The following is a 15,995-nucleotide window of genomic DNA, read 5'->3' as shown; positions in this document are numbered from 1 at the left end:
CGAACTGCTCCTTAGAAGAGTTTGAAGTGTTTGAGCACGGCCCCAGCATACTCACCGGTGTTTTCGCTGGCCTGGACGAGGACGTAGCGCAAGGTCTTGTTCTTGATGCCGTCCTCGATCTCCTTGATGTACTTGGCCTCGTCCGGCGACTCGAAAACGCGCTCTTTCATGTCGGCCACGATGGTGCGGACATAGTCGATGCTGCCCTGCTTCACCTTGAACGTGCCGCCGGGGTAGCCGTTGCTCTGGCGCCACTCCAGAACCCCGTTGGGGCTCTTGGCCTCGACGATGATGAGGTTGCCGTCCTTGTCACGCCAGAGCTGGTCGAAGCGCTTCGACCCGTTGGGGGTATCCGGCAGTGGTGGATCGTCGACCTCTTTGGCGCCGGCGAACTCTTCCTGAAGGAGCATGTGACGCCTGGCGGCCTCTTCTCCGAGCTCCTCACCGAGTTTGGAGTTGTTGGACACGCCTTCGCCGACCGTCAGGTTGTAATGCTCCTGCGCGTGGGCCAGTTCATACGCGTTCTCGTAGGTCGGATTCTTGTCGAACGCCTTCTCCCACGCGGTCAGGTCCATGCCTGCCATGCGTTTTGCCGCGACTTTGTCGAGGTGCGCGAGGTCATCGGGCGCGACAGTGTCGCGACCCCTTTCCAGAGGCGTGAGATGGAACCCGCCCGGGTGGGCGTGAGGGAGGTCGGACGCGGCGATCCAACTGCCGTCCGGCTGCTCGATCAACTTCGGGAGGAGCTGGCCGTCGACCAGCTCGTTGGCGTTGTTGCGCTTGCCCAGTCCCCACTTGTCGTAGTGCTCCGCTCGCCACAACGGATCCTCGTTGGCCAGCCGGACATGTTCGCGGGTGATCGCCATGCTTTCTTCGGACGTCCGGTCCTGGGCCGGAACATCACGGGCGGCTTCGTACTCCGCGTGGTGGGCCGCGCGGGTCGCGTCGTCGGGAGCCGCCGAAGCCGGGGGCTGGTGCCCGCCCGCGCCCGGGGTGTCCGGCAGGTGGGGGCCGCCCGTGGACGGGGCGTCGGGGTGGGCGCCGCCGGTCGAGGGGCCGTCGGGGTGGCCTCCGGTGCCCGGGCCGTCCGGGTGGTGGCTGCCCGCGCCCGGGCCGTCGGGGTGGCCGCCGATGGAGGGGGTGTCGCCGCCCGGGTGGGGGGTGCCCGGGGTGGTGTTGAGGTCGTTGCGCGGCATGCCGTCCGGGGCGTGGCCGCCCGGGGTGTGGTCGCCGGTGTGGCCCGTCGGGGTGTGGTCGCCCACGTGGACGGGGTCGGATATGTCGGAGCCGAGGCGGATCACGTCGTCGCCGCCGCGGGCGCCGACGCCCACCAGGACGGGGGTCTCGACCTTCGGGGCGTGGGCCGTGGCCGGCGGGGTTTCGGGTTTGGCGTCGGCGGCGCGTTGGAAGAGGCTGCCGTCCTTCTTGTAGAGGTTGCCGTCCGCGTCCATGTACTTCGCGGGGCTGTCGTCGAAGGGCAGCTTGACGGTGCCCGGGGGGAGGGTGGCGGTGCCCTCGGGGAGTTTGATGCCGCCGTCGGGGAGCTTGATCGCACCCTCGGGGACGGCGGTGCCGGAGGGGAGGTGAATCGTTCCGTCAGGCAGCATCGTCGAGCCGTCGGGCAGCGAGAACGCGCCGTCGGAGATCTTGGGGATCTCGACCTTGCCGAGGCCCTTGAGGCCGGCCATCACATCGCCGATCTTCGACAGGCCGGCGCCCGCGCCCTTGAACACGTACGTCATCGGGTCGATGGCCCGCCCGGCCTTGCCCGCGAACGACAGTGCCTTCGCCGCGACGCCCGCCTTGCCCGCGCCCGAGGCCGCCGCGCCCGCCCCGTCGGTGAAGATGGCGGTGACCACGTTGAAGGTGACCGCGCCCGCCGCCCGCGACGGGTTCTCGCTCCACTGGTCCCACGCCAGGAGCGCCTTGCCCGTCTCCTTCATCGCCGTACGCGAATCACGCAGCCAGGGCGGGAGGTCCTTGTCGTCCGCCATCCAGTAAGCCGTCGCGAGCCCCGGTGTCAGCGTGATCGCGAGACCCGTGCTGAGTTTCGCCAGGCCCGTCCACGCCTGCTTGGTGGCGTCCCAGCCGTCAAAGCCGACGAGCGTGCCCAGGCCCTTGATGGTGCCCCACACGCCGTCGACGATGACGCCCTTGCCGAAGTCGTAGGCGTGCTCCCACACCTGCCACCACGGCACCGACTCCTCGACCGCCTCACCCCACGGCAGCGACTTGGAGTGCTTGAGCGCCTCCGCGTCATAGCCGTACATGTTCGCGCCGTGCGAACCGTCGTCGACCTTGAGCGGCGTCCCGCACACCAGCGCCACGATCTTGTCGTACGCGGTGCGCTCCGCCGCCTGGAACTGCGACCACACCTCGGCGATGTCATTGCGCCGGTCGAGGTTCTCCTCGACCAGGTCGCCGTCCTCGTTCCACTTGTGGTCGCCGGAGACCTTCGACTTGAACGAAGCCGCCTCCGCCTTCAAAGTCTCCAGCTTCTTCACCAGCGGGCGGATCTCGTTCGCGTACGTCCCGAGCGCGCCCGCGATGGTGCACATGTCACCGCTGAACGACATCGTGATGTCCACGACCGGCTTCGTCACGGCGAAGAGCTGCTCGGCCTCGGGCGCCTTGTAGTACGCCGACAGGCCGCCGAACGTGGTGTGCACCGACGAGCCGGCATTCGCCAGGGCGCCGCCGTCCCCCGACAGCGCCTTGACCTTCTCGTCCAGCACCGCGAGCTCGCCGGTGAACACCGGCACCTCGGCAGGGTTGACCGGATCGTTGTTGCTCACTTCGCGCCCCCCGTGGCGTCCCGCAGCTCATCCAGCCGCACGTTCTTCGCCGCGTCCTGCGCGTGCTTGGCCGCGTCCAAGTCGCCCTCGATGTACTCGTTCGTCGCCTTCGCCGCACCCAGCACCGCGGCTTGGATCCGGTCGACCATCGCCTTCACGTCCGGCTGGCGCTTCTCCAGGTACTGCGACAACGCCGCGCCCACCGGGCCCATCGTCCCCCGGTGCGACAACGGCACCTGCCCCGTCGCCACCGGCCCCTGCCGCGCCGCGTTCGGCACCGTCGCCGCCGAGCCGGGCACCGCCGTACCCGCCGCATACGCGGCCTCCGACATGTGACCCATCAGCGCGTTCAGCGCCTTCTCCAGATCACCCGCCCGCTCACCGGTGAGCTTGAGCTGAGACTGCACACCCTGCGGCTTGATGTCCCACGACGTCATGCTTCCCCCGTAAAACCGTCCGGCCCGACCGACTCAGCCGATGTTGTCGACCGCGGCCTTCGCCCGCGCGATCGTCTGCTGCGCCGTCGCGTCGTTCTTCTCCAGCGTCGACTTCAACAAGTGGATGATGTTCTTCACCTCTTGCGACGCGTTCCGCCAGCGCAGCTCCTTACCGTGGTACTCATCCGCCACACCATCAGCCGCGAAGTCCGTCATCGCCGCCTTCACCTGCGCGTCCCGCGCCGCGATCACCTGCTCCAACTGCCCGATCACGACCTGGATGTTGCCCTGCGCCTCGGTCGAAGCACCCGTGTCATACGAACGACGATCCGTGCCACCGGCCATCACACATCACACTCCCCGTGTGGTTGAAAAAGTTGAAAGACCCGCGCTCAGCGACCGGCGAAACGCGCCGCGTCGAAGTTCGCCGCCGACATCTGCTGCCGCGCGTTGTCACCCTGCTCGTGGTCACCGGTCCCGAAGGCCTGCTCCATCCCCGACTGACCACCCAGGATCGCCGACAGCGCGGCGTTCAGCTCCTTCGTGATCCCGTCCGAGTGCTCCTTGAACGAGTCGAACGCGACCTTGCCCTGACCGTTGAACTTCCCCTCCAACGGATGCGCCGCCGCGATCAACTGCTGGATCAGCGTCCCCAGATCCGTACTCGACGTCCGCGATCCCGACATCAGGTTCGTCAGAACCTGCGTCCCCATGTCGAACTTCATCCCACACCCCCGTCACGATAGAACGACCATCAGTATGGCCAATTCTCTCAACCTGCGTCGCTCTTGCAACCTGCAATCTGCCGGTTGTGACCAAAGCCGAACATCATAACGGGTCCGGTCAGGAACCCTTCAGATGCCGCATCAGCAGCTCGAAGTCCTGCCAGCCCGCCAGGTCCGACGGGTCCCCCGGCAGCGGGTAGTACAGCGCCGGCCGGCTCTTCGGACCCAGCGGCAACGGCCGCTGCGCCAGCGGGGTGTTACGGGCCCGGTCGCCCGGCATCGCGCGGACCTCCTCCGCACCCAGGACGAAGGCCACCGGCACGCCCGGTCCCTCGAAGCGCGGCGGCACCGCCAGATCGCGGCGGGCCCTGCGCAGCTGTACGAGCATCGACTGGAGGTGGTGGCGGGTGGCGAGCACCTCGGCGGCCCTGGGCAGGGCATCCATCGGAGGCTCCTCGTCCGCCCCGTAGCCGAACGCGAGGGTGACCTCCTCCTCGACGCCCGCCTTCGTGCGGCGCACCCGCACCGTGGCGACGCCCGGGCGCTCCGGAGCGCCGACCACCACGAACCAGGTCGGCTCCGGCGCCCGCGCGTACGCGACGTCGGTCAGCCGGGCCGGGGACCACGGGAGGTTGGCCGGCTCCGCCGTGCCCCACCCGGCCGGCGGCCCGCCGGTCAGCTCCCGCCACACCGCCTCCAGGGCGCCCCCGAGGACGAGCCGTTCATCGGCGGGGTGGACCGCGCGGAAGGTGACGGCCAGTTGCCGTTCCCCGGTAGCGGCGACGTCCTGGAACGCGGCCGCCACCGGGGTACGCGGATCCTCGGCGGTCGCGTCCAGTGCCTCGACCGGGGCGAACATCCCGCTCTGCCAGCGCAGTACGGCCCCGGTGAGGCCGTCGTAGTAGCCGTCCCGCTCGTCCTGCACCACCCAGCGCGAGGGCCAGCCGCTCAGGTTGTCCCGGACGGCGGGGGAGAGGGTGGTGCCGGGCGGGGTGACGATCTGCAGGCCCAGCCCGGCACTCGCGGCGGCCCGGAAGGCGTCGGAGAGCCAGGCGGTCATGGCCACCACGGGGCGGTCCTGGATGACGACGGCCACCCGGTCGGTGAGCACGTCGACGGCGGGCTGCGCGGCGGCCGGCTCCGGCGCCACGCCCACCCCCTCGGTCCGCACCACACCCAGCGAGCGCCCCGGCTCGCGCGGCCACACCGAGCCCCCGGCCAGCGCGGCCAGCCTGGCGGCGAAGGTGCCCGCCAGCCGGGCGGCGTCCTCGACGCCGGTGGTGGCGCGGGCCTCCGTCCACCAGAACGGGACCGGCGGGGCGGTGGCTCCGAGCAGCCGCTCGGCCTCCCCCTCGACCTGCACCAGCAGCGGCGCCTCGATGGAGACGAGCGGGCGGCCCTGTTCGTCGCACAGCTGCACCACGGCCCCCTCGGCCGCCGCGTCCACCAGCTTGTCGGGGCCCCCGGAGAGCAGTCCGGCGAGCACGGTCCACGGGTCGGGCATCCGCTCGGTGAGGGCGACGACGTCCTTGGTCATGTGCTGGTCAGATCCTTCGAAAGCGGGAGTAGCGGGAGTAGCGGGAGTAGCGGGAGTAGCGGGAGCAGTTGGAGTGGCGCGAGTGGCGCGAGTGGCGCGAGTGGCCGGAGTAGTGGGAGTGGTTGGAGTGGTGGGATGGGCGCGAGCCACGCGGCGGGCAGGCGCTCACCCCCGGCCGTACACGGTCTGGATCAGGCGGCTCGACTGGCCCCGGCGGACCAGCACCCCCCGCCCGGCGGGCTGCTGCGAGGCGTACACCCCGGGCAGCAGCTGGCCCTCGCTGCGGTCGCCGGCCATGACCAGGGCCGAAGCGCCCGACTCGCGCAGCCCCTGCACCAACGGCTCGTACATTCCGCGCGAGGCGCCGGCGACCCGGCGGGTCAGGACGAAGTGCAGGCCGATGTCCGCGGCCGAGGGGACGTACGGCAGGAACGGGGCCAGCGGCGACTGCCCGGCCGTGGTCAGCACGTCGTAGTCGTCGACGAGTACGACGATCCGCGGGCCGCCGCCCCAGCTGCCCGGCTCCAGGTCCTCCAGCGGCGCGGTGTCGTCGGGCATCCGCCGCTCCAGTTCGGTGGCGATCCCGGCGGACAGCCCGGCGCACAGCTTCGCGTTGTACGCGTAACCGCCGTTGAACTCCTCCGGGACCACCCCGCGCAGGCCGCGCCGCGGATCCATGACGGCGAAGACCAGCTCCTCCTCGCCGTAGCGTTCGATGAGCCCGCCCGCGATGGTCGCCAGCAGGTTCGTCTTCCCGCACTCGCTGTCGCCCAGGACCAGCAGGTGCTGGTCGTGCCCGAACAGGTCGACCAGGACCGGCGCGAGCGCCTGCTGGTCCAGGCCGATCGGCACCCGCTTCGGCTCGGCGGCGGGGCCCGGCAGCAGGTGCGGCTCCAGGACGTGCGGCAGCACCCGTACCGGCTGGGCGGTCTCCCCGCTCCAGGTGGCGCGCACCGTACGGGCCGTGCGCTCCAGTACGGCGCCCAGCTCCGAGGGGTCGGCCAGCCCGTCCGTCCGGGGCAGCGCGACCTGCGCGAAGAGCTTCCCGTCGGTCAGGACCCGGCCGGGTTCGTCGGGCGACAGCGTCTCGGCCAGCTTGCGGTCGATGCTGGACTCGCTGGGGTCGTTGAGCCGCAGCTCGACCCGCGTGCCGAAGTTCGACTGGGTGGCGATCCGTACGTCGTTCCAGCGCAGCATGCCGGCGACGACGTGGATGCCGTACCCGCTGCCGCGCTTGAGGACGTCGACGACCGCGTCGTCCAGGCTCTCGAAGTCGTCGCGCAGCGCGCCGAAACCGTCGATGACCAGGATGATCTCGGCGGAGGCGAGCTGGGGCAGCCGGCCGGCCGCGTGCAGGGTGCGCAGCTGCTCGACGGAGTCGATGCCGTGCTCGCGGAACAGCTCCTCGCGGGCGGCGAGCATCGTGCGTACTTCCTCGACGGTCCGCGCCGCCCGCTCGCGGTCCGCCCGGCCGGCGATCCCGCCGACGTGCGGCAGCCCGGCGAGGGCCTGGAGCCCGCCGCCGACCAGGTCGAGGCCGTAGACGCCGACTTCCTGCGGGGTGTGGGTCAGCGCGAGCGAGAGGACCAGGGTGCGCAGCAGGGTCGTCTTGCCGGACTGCGGGCCGCCGATGACGGCGGCGTGCCCGCCCGCAACCGTGAGGTCCAGGTACCAGTTGCCCTGCCACTGCTTCGTCGGGTCGTCGAGCACGCCGAGCGGCACCGCCAGCCGGCCGCGCCGCCCGGCGAGCTGCATCCCGCGCGGGCCCACGTCCAGCGGGCCCGCGACCGTGTCCAGCGCGATCGCACCGGGCAGCGGGGGCAGCCAGATCCGGCGCACCGGTGGGGCGGCCTGCTCCAGCTGGCCGACGACGACCCCCAGCTCGGTCGGGCCGGTCTCGCGGCGCCGGGCGGTGAGTTCCTGCGCCTGCGTGCCGTCCGGCCTGGCCGGGCTGTTGAACGCCTCGTACGGGAGGGCCAGGGGCCCGGTGTCCTGCTCGTCGGCGCGCTCGACGGGACCCCGGTATGCGCCGGAGACGTAGCTCGCCTTGAAGCGTTCGTAGTGGCTCGTGTCCACCTTGAGGTAGCCGAAGCCGGGCAGCGGCGGCAGGTGGAAGGCGTCCGTGGTGTCCAGGACCGTACGGGACTCGTCGGCGGAGAACGTGCGCAGCCCCAGCCGGTAGGAGAGGTAGGTGTCCAGGCCCTTGAGCTTGCCGCCCTCGATCCGCTGGCTGGACAGCAGCAGGTGCACGCCGATGGAGCGGCCGATCCGCCCGATGGACAGGAACAGGTCGATGAAGTCCGGTTTGGCGGTGAGGAGTTCGCCGAACTCGTCGATGACGACGAACAGGTGCGGCAGCGGCTCCAGATCGGGCCGGCGTTCGGCCCGCAGCGCGTTGTAGTCGCCGATGTCGGCGATGTTGCCCGCGTCCTTGAGGACCTGCTGGCGGCGCTTGACCTCGCCCGCGAGCGAGGCGTGCACGCGCTCGACCAGACCGGCCTGGTTCTCCAGGTTGGTGATGACACCGGCGACGTGCGGCAGGCCGGCGAACGGCGCGAACGTCGCACCGCCCTTGTAGTCCACGAGGACCAGCGCGAGGTCTTCCGGCGGATGCGTCGCCACCAGCGCGAGGACGAGGGTGCGCAGCAGCTCCGACTTGCCGGAACCGGTGGCTCCGACGCACAGACCGTGCGGGCCCATGCCCAGCTCGGACGACTCCTTCAAGTCCAGCAGCACCGGCTCGTGGGAGTCGCTGATACCGATGGGCACGCGCAGGAAGGCTCGCTCTCCGCGCGGCGCCCACAGGCCGTTGACGTCGAGCTGGGCCACGTCCTCGATGCCCAGCAGGCCCGCGAAGTCGACGGGCCCCGACAGCGGGGCGTCGATCAGCGACTCGGCGGACAGGCGCAGTGGCGCGAGCATCCGGGCCAGCCCCTCGGCGAAGGGAACGCCGACCTCGTCCACCGTGCCGTGGGCGCTGACCGGTTGCTCGTCACGGAGGTCTTCGATGAGCACCCGGTCGCCCTCGACGGTGATCCGTACGCCGACGTGGCCCGGCTCCTGGATGCGCTGGTCGAGGAGGTGCAGGACGGTGACGCCCATCTCGCGCAGCCCCACGGCGTCGTCGGGACGCGGGAGCTCGACGGCGTCCTCCCCGTGCCCGTCGGCGATGACGAGCAGCCGGGAGGTCATCGACAGGGCGTCCTTGCCGGACAGGCCGCGCCGCACCTCGGCGGCGTAGGACGCCCGGCGGCGCAGCTCGGGGCCCAGCAGGCGTGCGAGCTGCGGCGCGGACGGGGCGATGCGGCGGGCGGCGACGGGGCCGTCGAGCTGCTCGGTGTCCAAAAGGTGCGGCAGCCACTTGGCCCACTCCCAGTCCGCGAGCCGGTCACCGGGCACCGCCAGCGCGATGGCCACGTCGTCGGGGGCGTGGGTGGCGGCGGTCTGCATCATCAGGGCGCGGGCGACGCGCAGCCCGTCCTCGCGGGGGCCGATGACGGTGACGTTGCCGACGCGGTCCAGCGGGACGGTCAGCGGCAGCTCGGTGCCGGTGCGGAAGCGGGAGGTCAGCGCCGAAGCCTCGTTGAGCATGAAGCGGTCGGGCGGGGTGAGGACGGTGGAACCCTGCTCGGCGATCCGCAGGTCGCGCACCGGCATCTCGCCGGTGCCCACGCGCACGCGCAGGAAGTCACCGTCGACCCTGCGGCGTTCCCACAGCCGGGCCGGGTCGCGCACGATGTCGTACAGGGCGCTCGGCGGCGGGTTGAGCACGCCGGCGTGCTCCGCCCGCTCGCGCTCCTCGGCGGCGAGTTCCTCCCGGAGGTCCTCCAGGTAGGCGAGGTACGCCTCCCGCTGGGTACGGCGGGTGCGCTGGGCCTTGCCGCGCTGGGAGAAGACGAGGCCGACGGAGCCGATGACGGTGACGACGAGGATGAGCGCGCCGAGCGCGGCGAACTGGCTGTTGCGCACGACCGTCATCATCACGACCGACGACATCACGCCGGCCACGGGCAGCAGCGACATCGCGATGTTGCCCGCCTTGCCCTCGGGCAGGTTGGGCGGCGCCTCGATGGTGCGGGCCTCGGAGGCGGCCGGGGGCCTGACCGTCCTGGCCGGGCGGTGGATCAGTCGGGTGCTCATGCGTGGTCCGTCGTCGTCCGTCTCGTCCGTCAGTGGCGCTTTTGGGAAAGCTGGAACGCGTCCGCGGCGATGCGGGTGGCGGCCGCTCTCGTCGACCGGGCGAGCAGGTCGTTGCGGATGGCGCCCCCGTCCGCCAAGTGGCGGTCGTGCGGCAGGACGTGGACGCTCGCGCCGGTGGTCCGCAGCGTGCCCACGGCCTCTTCCACGTCGATGCCGGAGTGCGGGGCCTGCTCCGTCAGGACGACGACCGTGCCGGCGATCACGTGCGGGGGCAGGCCCTGCATCCACTGGAGCACCGCGTACGTGCTGGCGACGCCGTCGAGGGTCGCGGGGGTGGTCAGGACCCGGGCCTGGGAGGCGGAGAGCGCGACCCGTGCGACCTCGGCGGGCAGCGTCTCGCAGTCGACCACCGTCACTCCGAAGTAGCGGCGCAGCGCGACCATGGCCCGCTCGTAGGACCGGGTGTCGAGCATGGCGCCGATCTGGCCCTGGCTGCCGGGCAGCAGCCAGGCGTTGTCGCGGAGCTGAACGAGGTAGCCGGTGACGTCGAGCAGCGACATCTGCGGCTCGATGATCCCGGCGACGTCGCCGGTGGTCCAGCGCAGCGACTCGGCGCCGAGGCGGATGGGCAGCGAGCCGAGGGCGGGGTCGGCCTCGACGAAGAGCACCGGGTCCTGGCGGTAGTGCGCGTACGTCGTGCCGAGCAGGGCGGCGACCGTGGACTTGCCGGCGCCACCGCGGATGGAGGTGACGGCTATCTGGCGGCCGGTGGTCACGGGCTGCTGGAGCAGCTCCGCGGTGCGGGAGGCTTCGGCGACCTCGCGGGCGACGGATGAGGAAACGGTTCGCCAGAGCGCGCCGACGGCACGGGACACGAAGGGCTCACCGTGACGGGGCTTGCGGCCGGCGCGGACGAGGCCGGGGTCGACGGCGGGACGGGAGTCGAGCGTGCGGCCGGCGCGGCCGTCGACGGGGGTGCCCGGCGGCGCGTCGGCGTGCGGGGGGTAGCCGTAGCCGGGGGCCGGCGGCGCGGCGGCCTGCCCGGCCGGGACCTGTCCCGGGTACCCGACCGGGTACCCGGGGGCCCCGGAGCCCTGGGACGGGGCCGAGCCGTGGGCCGGGCCCGCGCCGTGGGGCGTCGCGCCGGGGAGCGGGGTCCCGCCGGGGGGCGGGTTGGGGCCCTGCGGGGTCGCGCCGTAGGGCGGCACGCCGTGTGACGTCGCCTCGTGGGACGGGGTCCCGCCGTGGGGCGGGATGGCGCCCTGCGACGGGGCCGGGCCCGGGGACGTTCCGCCCTGCGGCGTCGCGCCGTGGGGCGGGTTCACGCCCTGCGGGGCTGCGTCGGGAGGCGTGTTCTGGGGGTCCGGGCGGACCTGCTCCGGGTCCTGGGGGAGCGGTTGCCGGGCCCCGCCCCTCAGGTCGCGCAGGACATCGCCCTGCCAGTTCTCTCCGCTCGGCATCCCTGCCCCTACCCCTCTCGTACCGACCTGCCCTGCGAGTTGACTCAGAACTTGTCGAGCAGCTGCCCGTACACGCCGAACACCCCGACGCTCAGCGGGAACAATCCCACGACCCCCACCGACTCGACGAAGTCGGCGGTGCGCCGCAGCCGGACCTGCACGTGTTCGGGCGGCTGCACGGCGAGCCCGAGCAGCGGCAGCAGCGCGGCCGCGCACAGCACGACGAGCGCACCCGTACCCCCGCCGTGCCCGATCCACAGCACCACGAGCCGTACGAGGAGGACGGCCGCCGCGGCGAGCAGCGACACGACCTCGGCGACCAGCGGGAACGCCCGCGCCCGGGACAGCAGCACCACCGCGACGAGCGACGGCAGCACCACCGTCCACACGCTCGGCTCCCCGGCCAGCGTCAGCAACCAGCCCGCGGCGGCGGCCGAGGCGGCGGTCACAACGGTCGCGAGGGCGAGGCCGCGGTGCGTGGCGGCGAGGGCGTTGCCCACCTGGTGGCGGCTGACGGAGGCCCCGCCGGAGCGCGTGTCGTCCAGCGCGGTCAGGCCGGAAGCCATCAGCGCGAGCCGCGGCAGCAGCCCGAGCAGCAACACGGAGAACAGGGCCATGACCGCGCCCAGCCGCTCCGGTTCGCCCTGGACGGCGGCCACGGCCTCCCACACGACGGTGATGCCGGCGACGGCTCCCGCGCCGATGAGCCCCCCGCGCCCGAGGGGGGAGAAGTATCCGAGCATGACGAGCGTGACGACCAGCGCGCCCGCGACCGCGGCGAGCCGTAGCTCCCACGACCAGTGGTGGGCGTCGGCGGCGGTCCACGCCGTGAGTACCCCGAGCCCCCCGGAGGCGAACAGCAGCGCGGTGGCCAGGCCCCGGTTGCCCTGCCCGATCCGGGCGCCGAGCGCGCCGGCGGCGAGCAGGACGAGCGTGACGGCCAGCAGGGCGGCGGCCAGGGAGTCGAGGGCGACCTCGCGGCGGGCGAGCAGCGCCGTGGTCATCGTGAAGACGACCGTCGCGACCCCGGCACTGCCCCGGCGGGCGGCGGGGCGCCAGCGCCACGCCCGCAGGTCGAGGTCATCGGCCACCAGGTCGGTCACGTCGTGCACGACGGGGGCGGGCGGCGCCGAGTGGATCCTGACGAGCCGTAGGACCGCGCCGTCGGCTATGCCGGCCGAAGCCAGGGTGCTGTCCTGCGGCAGCGCGGAGCCGTCCGAGGTCAGCAGTTGGCGCGTCATCGGCCGCGAGGCGGCCCGGTCGTCGAGCAACTGGAGTATGTCCGGGAGCAGCTGCCCGATCGGCGTGTCGGAGGGCAGGACCATGTCGGCCCGGCGCCGCTCGCCGACCAGGGTCACCCGGGACAGCTGTGCTCGGGAAGTCGTTGCTGTGCTCACCACTTGCAGGAACCTACCATCGCGCTGTTGCGGGCCTTGGGGACGCAGTTCCTACGAGCCGCTCGGCCGGGGGGACTTCGATGCGGGCGAGGACGGCGCTTTCGACGGTTTCGGCGGTTTCGGCGACGGGTCTCCCGTCGCGGCCGGGACGACGGCCTTCGGCGCGGCCGGCGAGCCCGAGGGGCCGGGCGGCGGGCCGGGCGTCTGCCGGTACTGCTGCATCTGGCTCTGCTGCTGTTGTTGTTGCTTCTGCTGTTCGGCCTTCTGCTTCGCTAGCGTGGCCTGGATGAAGGACCAGCCGACGCACCCCGCGCACAGGACCGCCGCGATGGCGATGCCCGCGAACATCTTCCCGAGCCGTTCGTCCGCGGTGCGCCGCGCCCGCTGCGCGCCGAACAGCAGCGCGTCACGCATCCTGCGGCGGCGTACCGCCACCGACTCCAGCAACTGACTGTCGTAGTCCCGTGCCATGTGCGGTCGCCGCCTCCCCCCGTGTTTTGCCTGTGCAACATAAAGCATTTATCAGCTTGGAACACGCGCGGACCTCTTAAGATCCTCCTCCAGCAGTAGGGTGGTTTCTTTGCTAACGCATTACTCTTGTTCATGACGGCCGCGTCCCGCGGCCAACGGAGGAGTGAGATGAGGAGCAGTAACCCGGTCTTCTCGCGACGGGGGTTCAGCCGCGACACCGGCGGCTACGCGGGCTTTGACGCGCAGCAGGCCGGGACCGCGACCAACCCGTACGCGACGAACCCCTATGCCGCGGACGCCGTCACCGGCATGCCGCAGGCGCCGGCGCGCACCCACGCGATGACCATGGACGACGTCGTGAGCCGTACGGCCATGACGCTCGGCACCGTCGTGCTCACCGCGGTCATCTCCTGGATCGCGCTGCCCGTCGACCCGGCCAACATCAACAAGTCGTACGGCATCGCCATCGGGGCCGCGCTCATCGCGATGGTCCTGGCGCTCGTCCAGTCGTTCAAGCGGACCCCGGTCCCCGCGCTGATCCTGGCGTACTCCGCCTTCGAGGGCGTGTTCCTCGGCGTCATCAGCTCGGCGACCAGCACCTACATCGGCACGGGCGTGGTCATCCAGGCCGTGCTGGGCACGATGTGCGTCTTCGCGGCCGTGCTCTTCGCGTACAAGATGCGCTGGATCCGCGTCACGCGCCGCTTCACCGGCTTCGTGATGGCCGCGGCCATGGGCTTCATGCTGCTCATGGTGGTGAACCTGCTGTTCTCCCTGTTCGGGGGCGGCGACGGCCTCGGCTTCCGCAGCGGCGGCCTCGGCATCCTGTTCGGCATCGTCGGTGTGATCCTCGGCGCGTGCTTCCTCGCCATGGACTTCAAGCAGGTCGAGGACGGCATTGCCTACGGCGCCCCGCGCGAGGAGTCCTGGCTGGCGGCCTTCGGCCTCACCCTGACCCTGGTGTGGATCTACCTGGAGCTGCTGCGCCTGTTCCAGATCCTCTCCGGCGACGACTAGAGGCCGGCTGGTCCCGGCTGCCCCCGGCAGCCCCGGCAGCCCCGGCAGGAGGAAGGCCCCGCGAGCGACTGCGCTCGCGGGGCTTTCCCGCGTCGTGGAGCGGTACGGATCGAAGCGGCACGGATGGGGGTCGGTCGGGGGGACTTGTCGGGGCAGCGGCTCAGCCGAGTCTGCGGGCGGCCCTGCGCAGGTCGTACTCGTGGATGATCGCCTTCGCCTGGCCGTACGAGAGGTCGTGCGCGCCGCGCAGCCAGCTGACCTTCTCCTCGAACCGGACGAGGGAGGGGCCGTCGTCCACGGTGCGCAGCCAGTCGGACACTTCACGACCGGTGGTCAGCGGAATTCTGTCGATCATGTTGCGGTGTGTCTGCTCCGAGAACTCTACGGACATGGGCGCCTCCGGAGGTATCGCCTTGTTCTCTTCACGACACCGTGCCTCAGTGTTCGCCCGTTGGCAATGGCGCCGGGGCGGCGCGTAAGGTCGGCCGGGTGCTCGATACTTCGCCGCTGACCGCCGCCGTGGAACGTTTCGCCGACCGGTTGCGGTCCGCTCCGCAGAGCCGGCTCCAGCGCGGCGCCGCCACCGAGGCGCTGGAACTGGCCCGCGAACTGGCCGTGCGGGCCCAGCGGCTGGAGGACGCCGCCCGGGACCCGCAGGGGGCGGCTCCGGCGCGCGTCGTGCCGGACGAGGGCGTCTTCGTGGTCGGCGACCAGGTGGCGGTCACCGGCCAGGACCTCGCCGAGGCGCTGCGCGGCGTCGGCGAGGGGGAAAGCGGGACGGCCCCGTCCGAGATGCTGGACGAGGCCGTGCGGCTGGTGGAGCAGGCGGAACTCAAAGCGATGCGATGACGCGGTCCGCGAGGATGTAGACGTTGCTGTCCGGGTCCTCGGAGTCCCCGCAGGAGAACGTCAGGGCGTAGGCGCCGGAGATCCCCGAGCCGCCCAGCAGGACCGGAGCGGTACCCGAGCGCAGGGCCTCCGCCAGACGCTCCGCGGTCTCCCGGTGGCCCGGGGTCATACAGAGCGTGGTCCCGTCGGTGAAGACGTACACGTCCAGCGTGCCCAGCGGGCCGGGCCGGACGTCCGCGAGGGCCGTACGGGCCTCGGCGAGCTCCTCCAGGCGGTTGACGGTGCGCTCGTGGTCCACGCCCGGGTGCGGGGCCTGGACGGGCACGAAGTCGGGGTGCGAGGGGTGACGCCGGCGGGCCGCGGCCAGCTCGGCGGAGTCCTCGGGGTAGTCGTCCAGGAGCTCCTCGCCCAGGACCGGCTCCAGCCCCACCAGGTCCGCCTGCCGGGGCAGGAAGAGCGGGCTGTCCTCGCCGAGACCGGGCAGGCCGCCCAGCAGCGAGGTCGGGGCCTCCCCGGCGAAGCTGGGAGAGGCGTCGGCGGCGTCACGGGCCTCTTGCGCGGCCCAGAAGGCCCGCGCTTCGGCCAGCTCCCGCTCCCGCTCCTCCGCGAGGGCTTCGGCGACGGCGGCTCGTATCTCGGCGGCGGGGGACTCCACGGCGTTGCGGGCGTGCGGCACGGTCGCTCCGCGCGGGTGGGCCGGCATGGCCAGCTCGCCGCGCAGGGCCGTGACCTGCTTACGCAGACCGTGTACGGCGTGCAGCGCAGCGGCGCCCACGGCCGTGGCAGCGGCCGTGGTCAGCAGCAGGGCAAGAGGCATGGCGCTCACTGACTAACTCCTGGTTGATTCGGTCCCCCGACTTCCTACATCAGCTTGACGGGTGCTGGGAATGGCATGCAGTGCATTACGTCATGAATTGGACAGGCCATTGGTCCCGCGGAGGTCCGGCGCACTTCTCTGACCTGGGGAAATGCCGATCCCCCAGGACATAGGTCACATCCTGGGGGAGATTCGGTCACAGGTCGGCTGCGACGGGGTTGAAACAGCGGCCGGCCCAGCCGCCGGATGACCTTGGTCGCGCTGGGCTTCGCCACCGCTGCGGGCAGATGCGTCCCTCGTTCCTCGGGGCGCCCCTACCCTCCGCTACGGCTCAGCTCAGCCGCATGGTG

At 71.9% G+C, this 15,995-nt stretch carries 13 protein-coding genes; 2 read left to right on the top strand and 11 right to left on the bottom strand.

Translation table 11 applies throughout. The features are described 5' to 3' along the window. Positions 1-11 precede the first annotated feature (11 nt). The 9 genes from IE207_RS31355 to IE207_RS34265 all read right to left on the bottom strand — a co-directional run bounded on the left by IE207_RS31355 (position 12) and on the right by IE207_RS34265 (position 12,962). Positions 12-2,795 (bottom strand): hypothetical protein, encoded by a 2,784-nt coding sequence (locus tag IE207_RS31355; protein WP_190187731.1) that lies wholly within the window; start codon positions 2,793-2,795, stop codon positions 12-14. Continuing rightward, positions 2,792-3,232 (bottom strand): DUF6507 family protein, encoded by a 441-nt coding sequence (locus tag IE207_RS31350; protein ID WP_190187730.1) that lies wholly within the window; start codon positions 3,230-3,232, stop codon positions 2,792-2,794. The genes IE207_RS31355 and IE207_RS31350 overlap by 4 nt, the downstream gene beginning before the upstream one ends. A 33-nt stretch (positions 3,233-3,265) precedes the next feature. Continuing rightward, positions 3,266-3,577: a pore-forming ESAT-6 family protein gene (locus IE207_RS31345; RefSeq protein WP_190187729.1), complete on the bottom strand. Its 312-nt coding sequence runs from the start codon at positions 3,575-3,577 to the stop codon at positions 3,266-3,268. A 47-nt stretch (positions 3,578-3,624) separates the two neighbouring features. Continuing rightward, positions 3,625-3,957 carry a hypothetical protein gene (locus IE207_RS31340; RefSeq protein ID WP_190187728.1) on the bottom strand — a complete coding sequence of 111 codons (333 nt, stop codon included), beginning with the start codon at positions 3,955-3,957 and terminating at the stop codon, positions 3,625-3,627. Between the two features lie 118 nt (positions 3,958-4,075). Continuing rightward, positions 4,076-5,494 carry a DUF6177 family protein gene (locus IE207_RS31335; RefSeq protein ID WP_190187727.1) on the bottom strand — a complete coding sequence of 473 codons (1,419 nt, stop codon included), beginning with the start codon at positions 5,492-5,494 and terminating at the stop codon, positions 4,076-4,078. Positions 5,495-5,659: 165 nt separating this feature from the next. After that, positions 5,660-9,634 (bottom strand): type VII secretion protein EccCa, encoded by a 3,975-nt coding sequence (eccCa, locus tag IE207_RS31330; protein ID WP_190187726.1) that lies wholly within the window; start codon positions 9,632-9,634, stop codon positions 5,660-5,662. A gap of 29 nt (positions 9,635-9,663) precedes the next feature. Next, positions 9,664-11,094 (bottom strand): MinD/ParA family ATP-binding protein, encoded by a 1,431-nt coding sequence (locus tag IE207_RS33605; RefSeq protein ID WP_229874200.1) that lies wholly within the window; start codon positions 11,092-11,094, stop codon positions 9,664-9,666. A gap of 44 nt (positions 11,095-11,138) precedes the next feature. Then, positions 11,139-12,494: a type VII secretion integral membrane protein EccD gene (gene eccD / locus IE207_RS31320; RefSeq protein WP_190187725.1), complete on the bottom strand. Its 1,356-nt coding sequence runs from the start codon at positions 12,492-12,494 to the stop codon at positions 11,139-11,141. 48 nt (positions 12,495-12,542) lie between these two features. Then, on the bottom strand, positions 12,543-12,962 hold the full coding sequence (locus IE207_RS34265; RefSeq protein WP_373304802.1) for a hypothetical protein: 420 nt from the start codon (positions 12,960-12,962) through the stop codon (positions 12,543-12,545). A gap of 168 nt (positions 12,963-13,130) precedes the next feature. Between IE207_RS34265 and IE207_RS31310 the strand changes: the two genes are divergently transcribed. After that, positions 13,131-13,979: a Bax inhibitor-1/YccA family protein gene (locus IE207_RS31310; protein ID WP_190187724.1), complete on the top strand. Its 849-nt coding sequence runs from the start codon at positions 13,131-13,133 to the stop codon at positions 13,977-13,979. A gap of 160 nt (positions 13,980-14,139) precedes the next feature. On the opposite strand, the gene IE207_RS31305 is transcribed toward IE207_RS31310, so the two are convergent. After that, a complete protein-coding gene (locus IE207_RS31305; protein WP_136213617.1) occupies positions 14,140-14,370 on the bottom strand; it encodes a DUF4287 domain-containing protein in 231 nt (76 codons plus the stop codon). A gap of 98 nt (positions 14,371-14,468) precedes the next feature. Here IE207_RS31305 and IE207_RS31300 point away from each other — a divergent pair, with 98 nt between their 5' ends. Next, positions 14,469-14,828: a hypothetical protein gene (locus IE207_RS31300; protein WP_190187723.1), complete on the top strand. Its 360-nt coding sequence runs from the start codon at positions 14,469-14,471 to the stop codon at positions 14,826-14,828. Here the strand turns inward: IE207_RS31300 and IE207_RS31295 are convergent. Beyond that, the gene (locus IE207_RS31295; RefSeq protein WP_190187758.1) at positions 14,812-15,645 is read right to left on the bottom strand and encodes a hypothetical protein; all 834 of its coding nucleotides are present in this window, start codon (positions 15,643-15,645) and stop codon (positions 14,812-14,814) included. The genes IE207_RS31300 and IE207_RS31295 overlap by 17 nt on opposite strands. Between the last annotated feature and the right edge of the window lie 350 nt (positions 15,646-15,995).

The organism is Streptomyces cirratus (genome assembly GCF_014650775.1).
GTDB lineage: Bacteria > Actinomycetota > Actinomycetes > Streptomycetales > Streptomycetaceae > Streptomyces > Streptomyces cirratus.
This window is presented reverse-complemented; position numbering and strand designations above follow the sequence as displayed.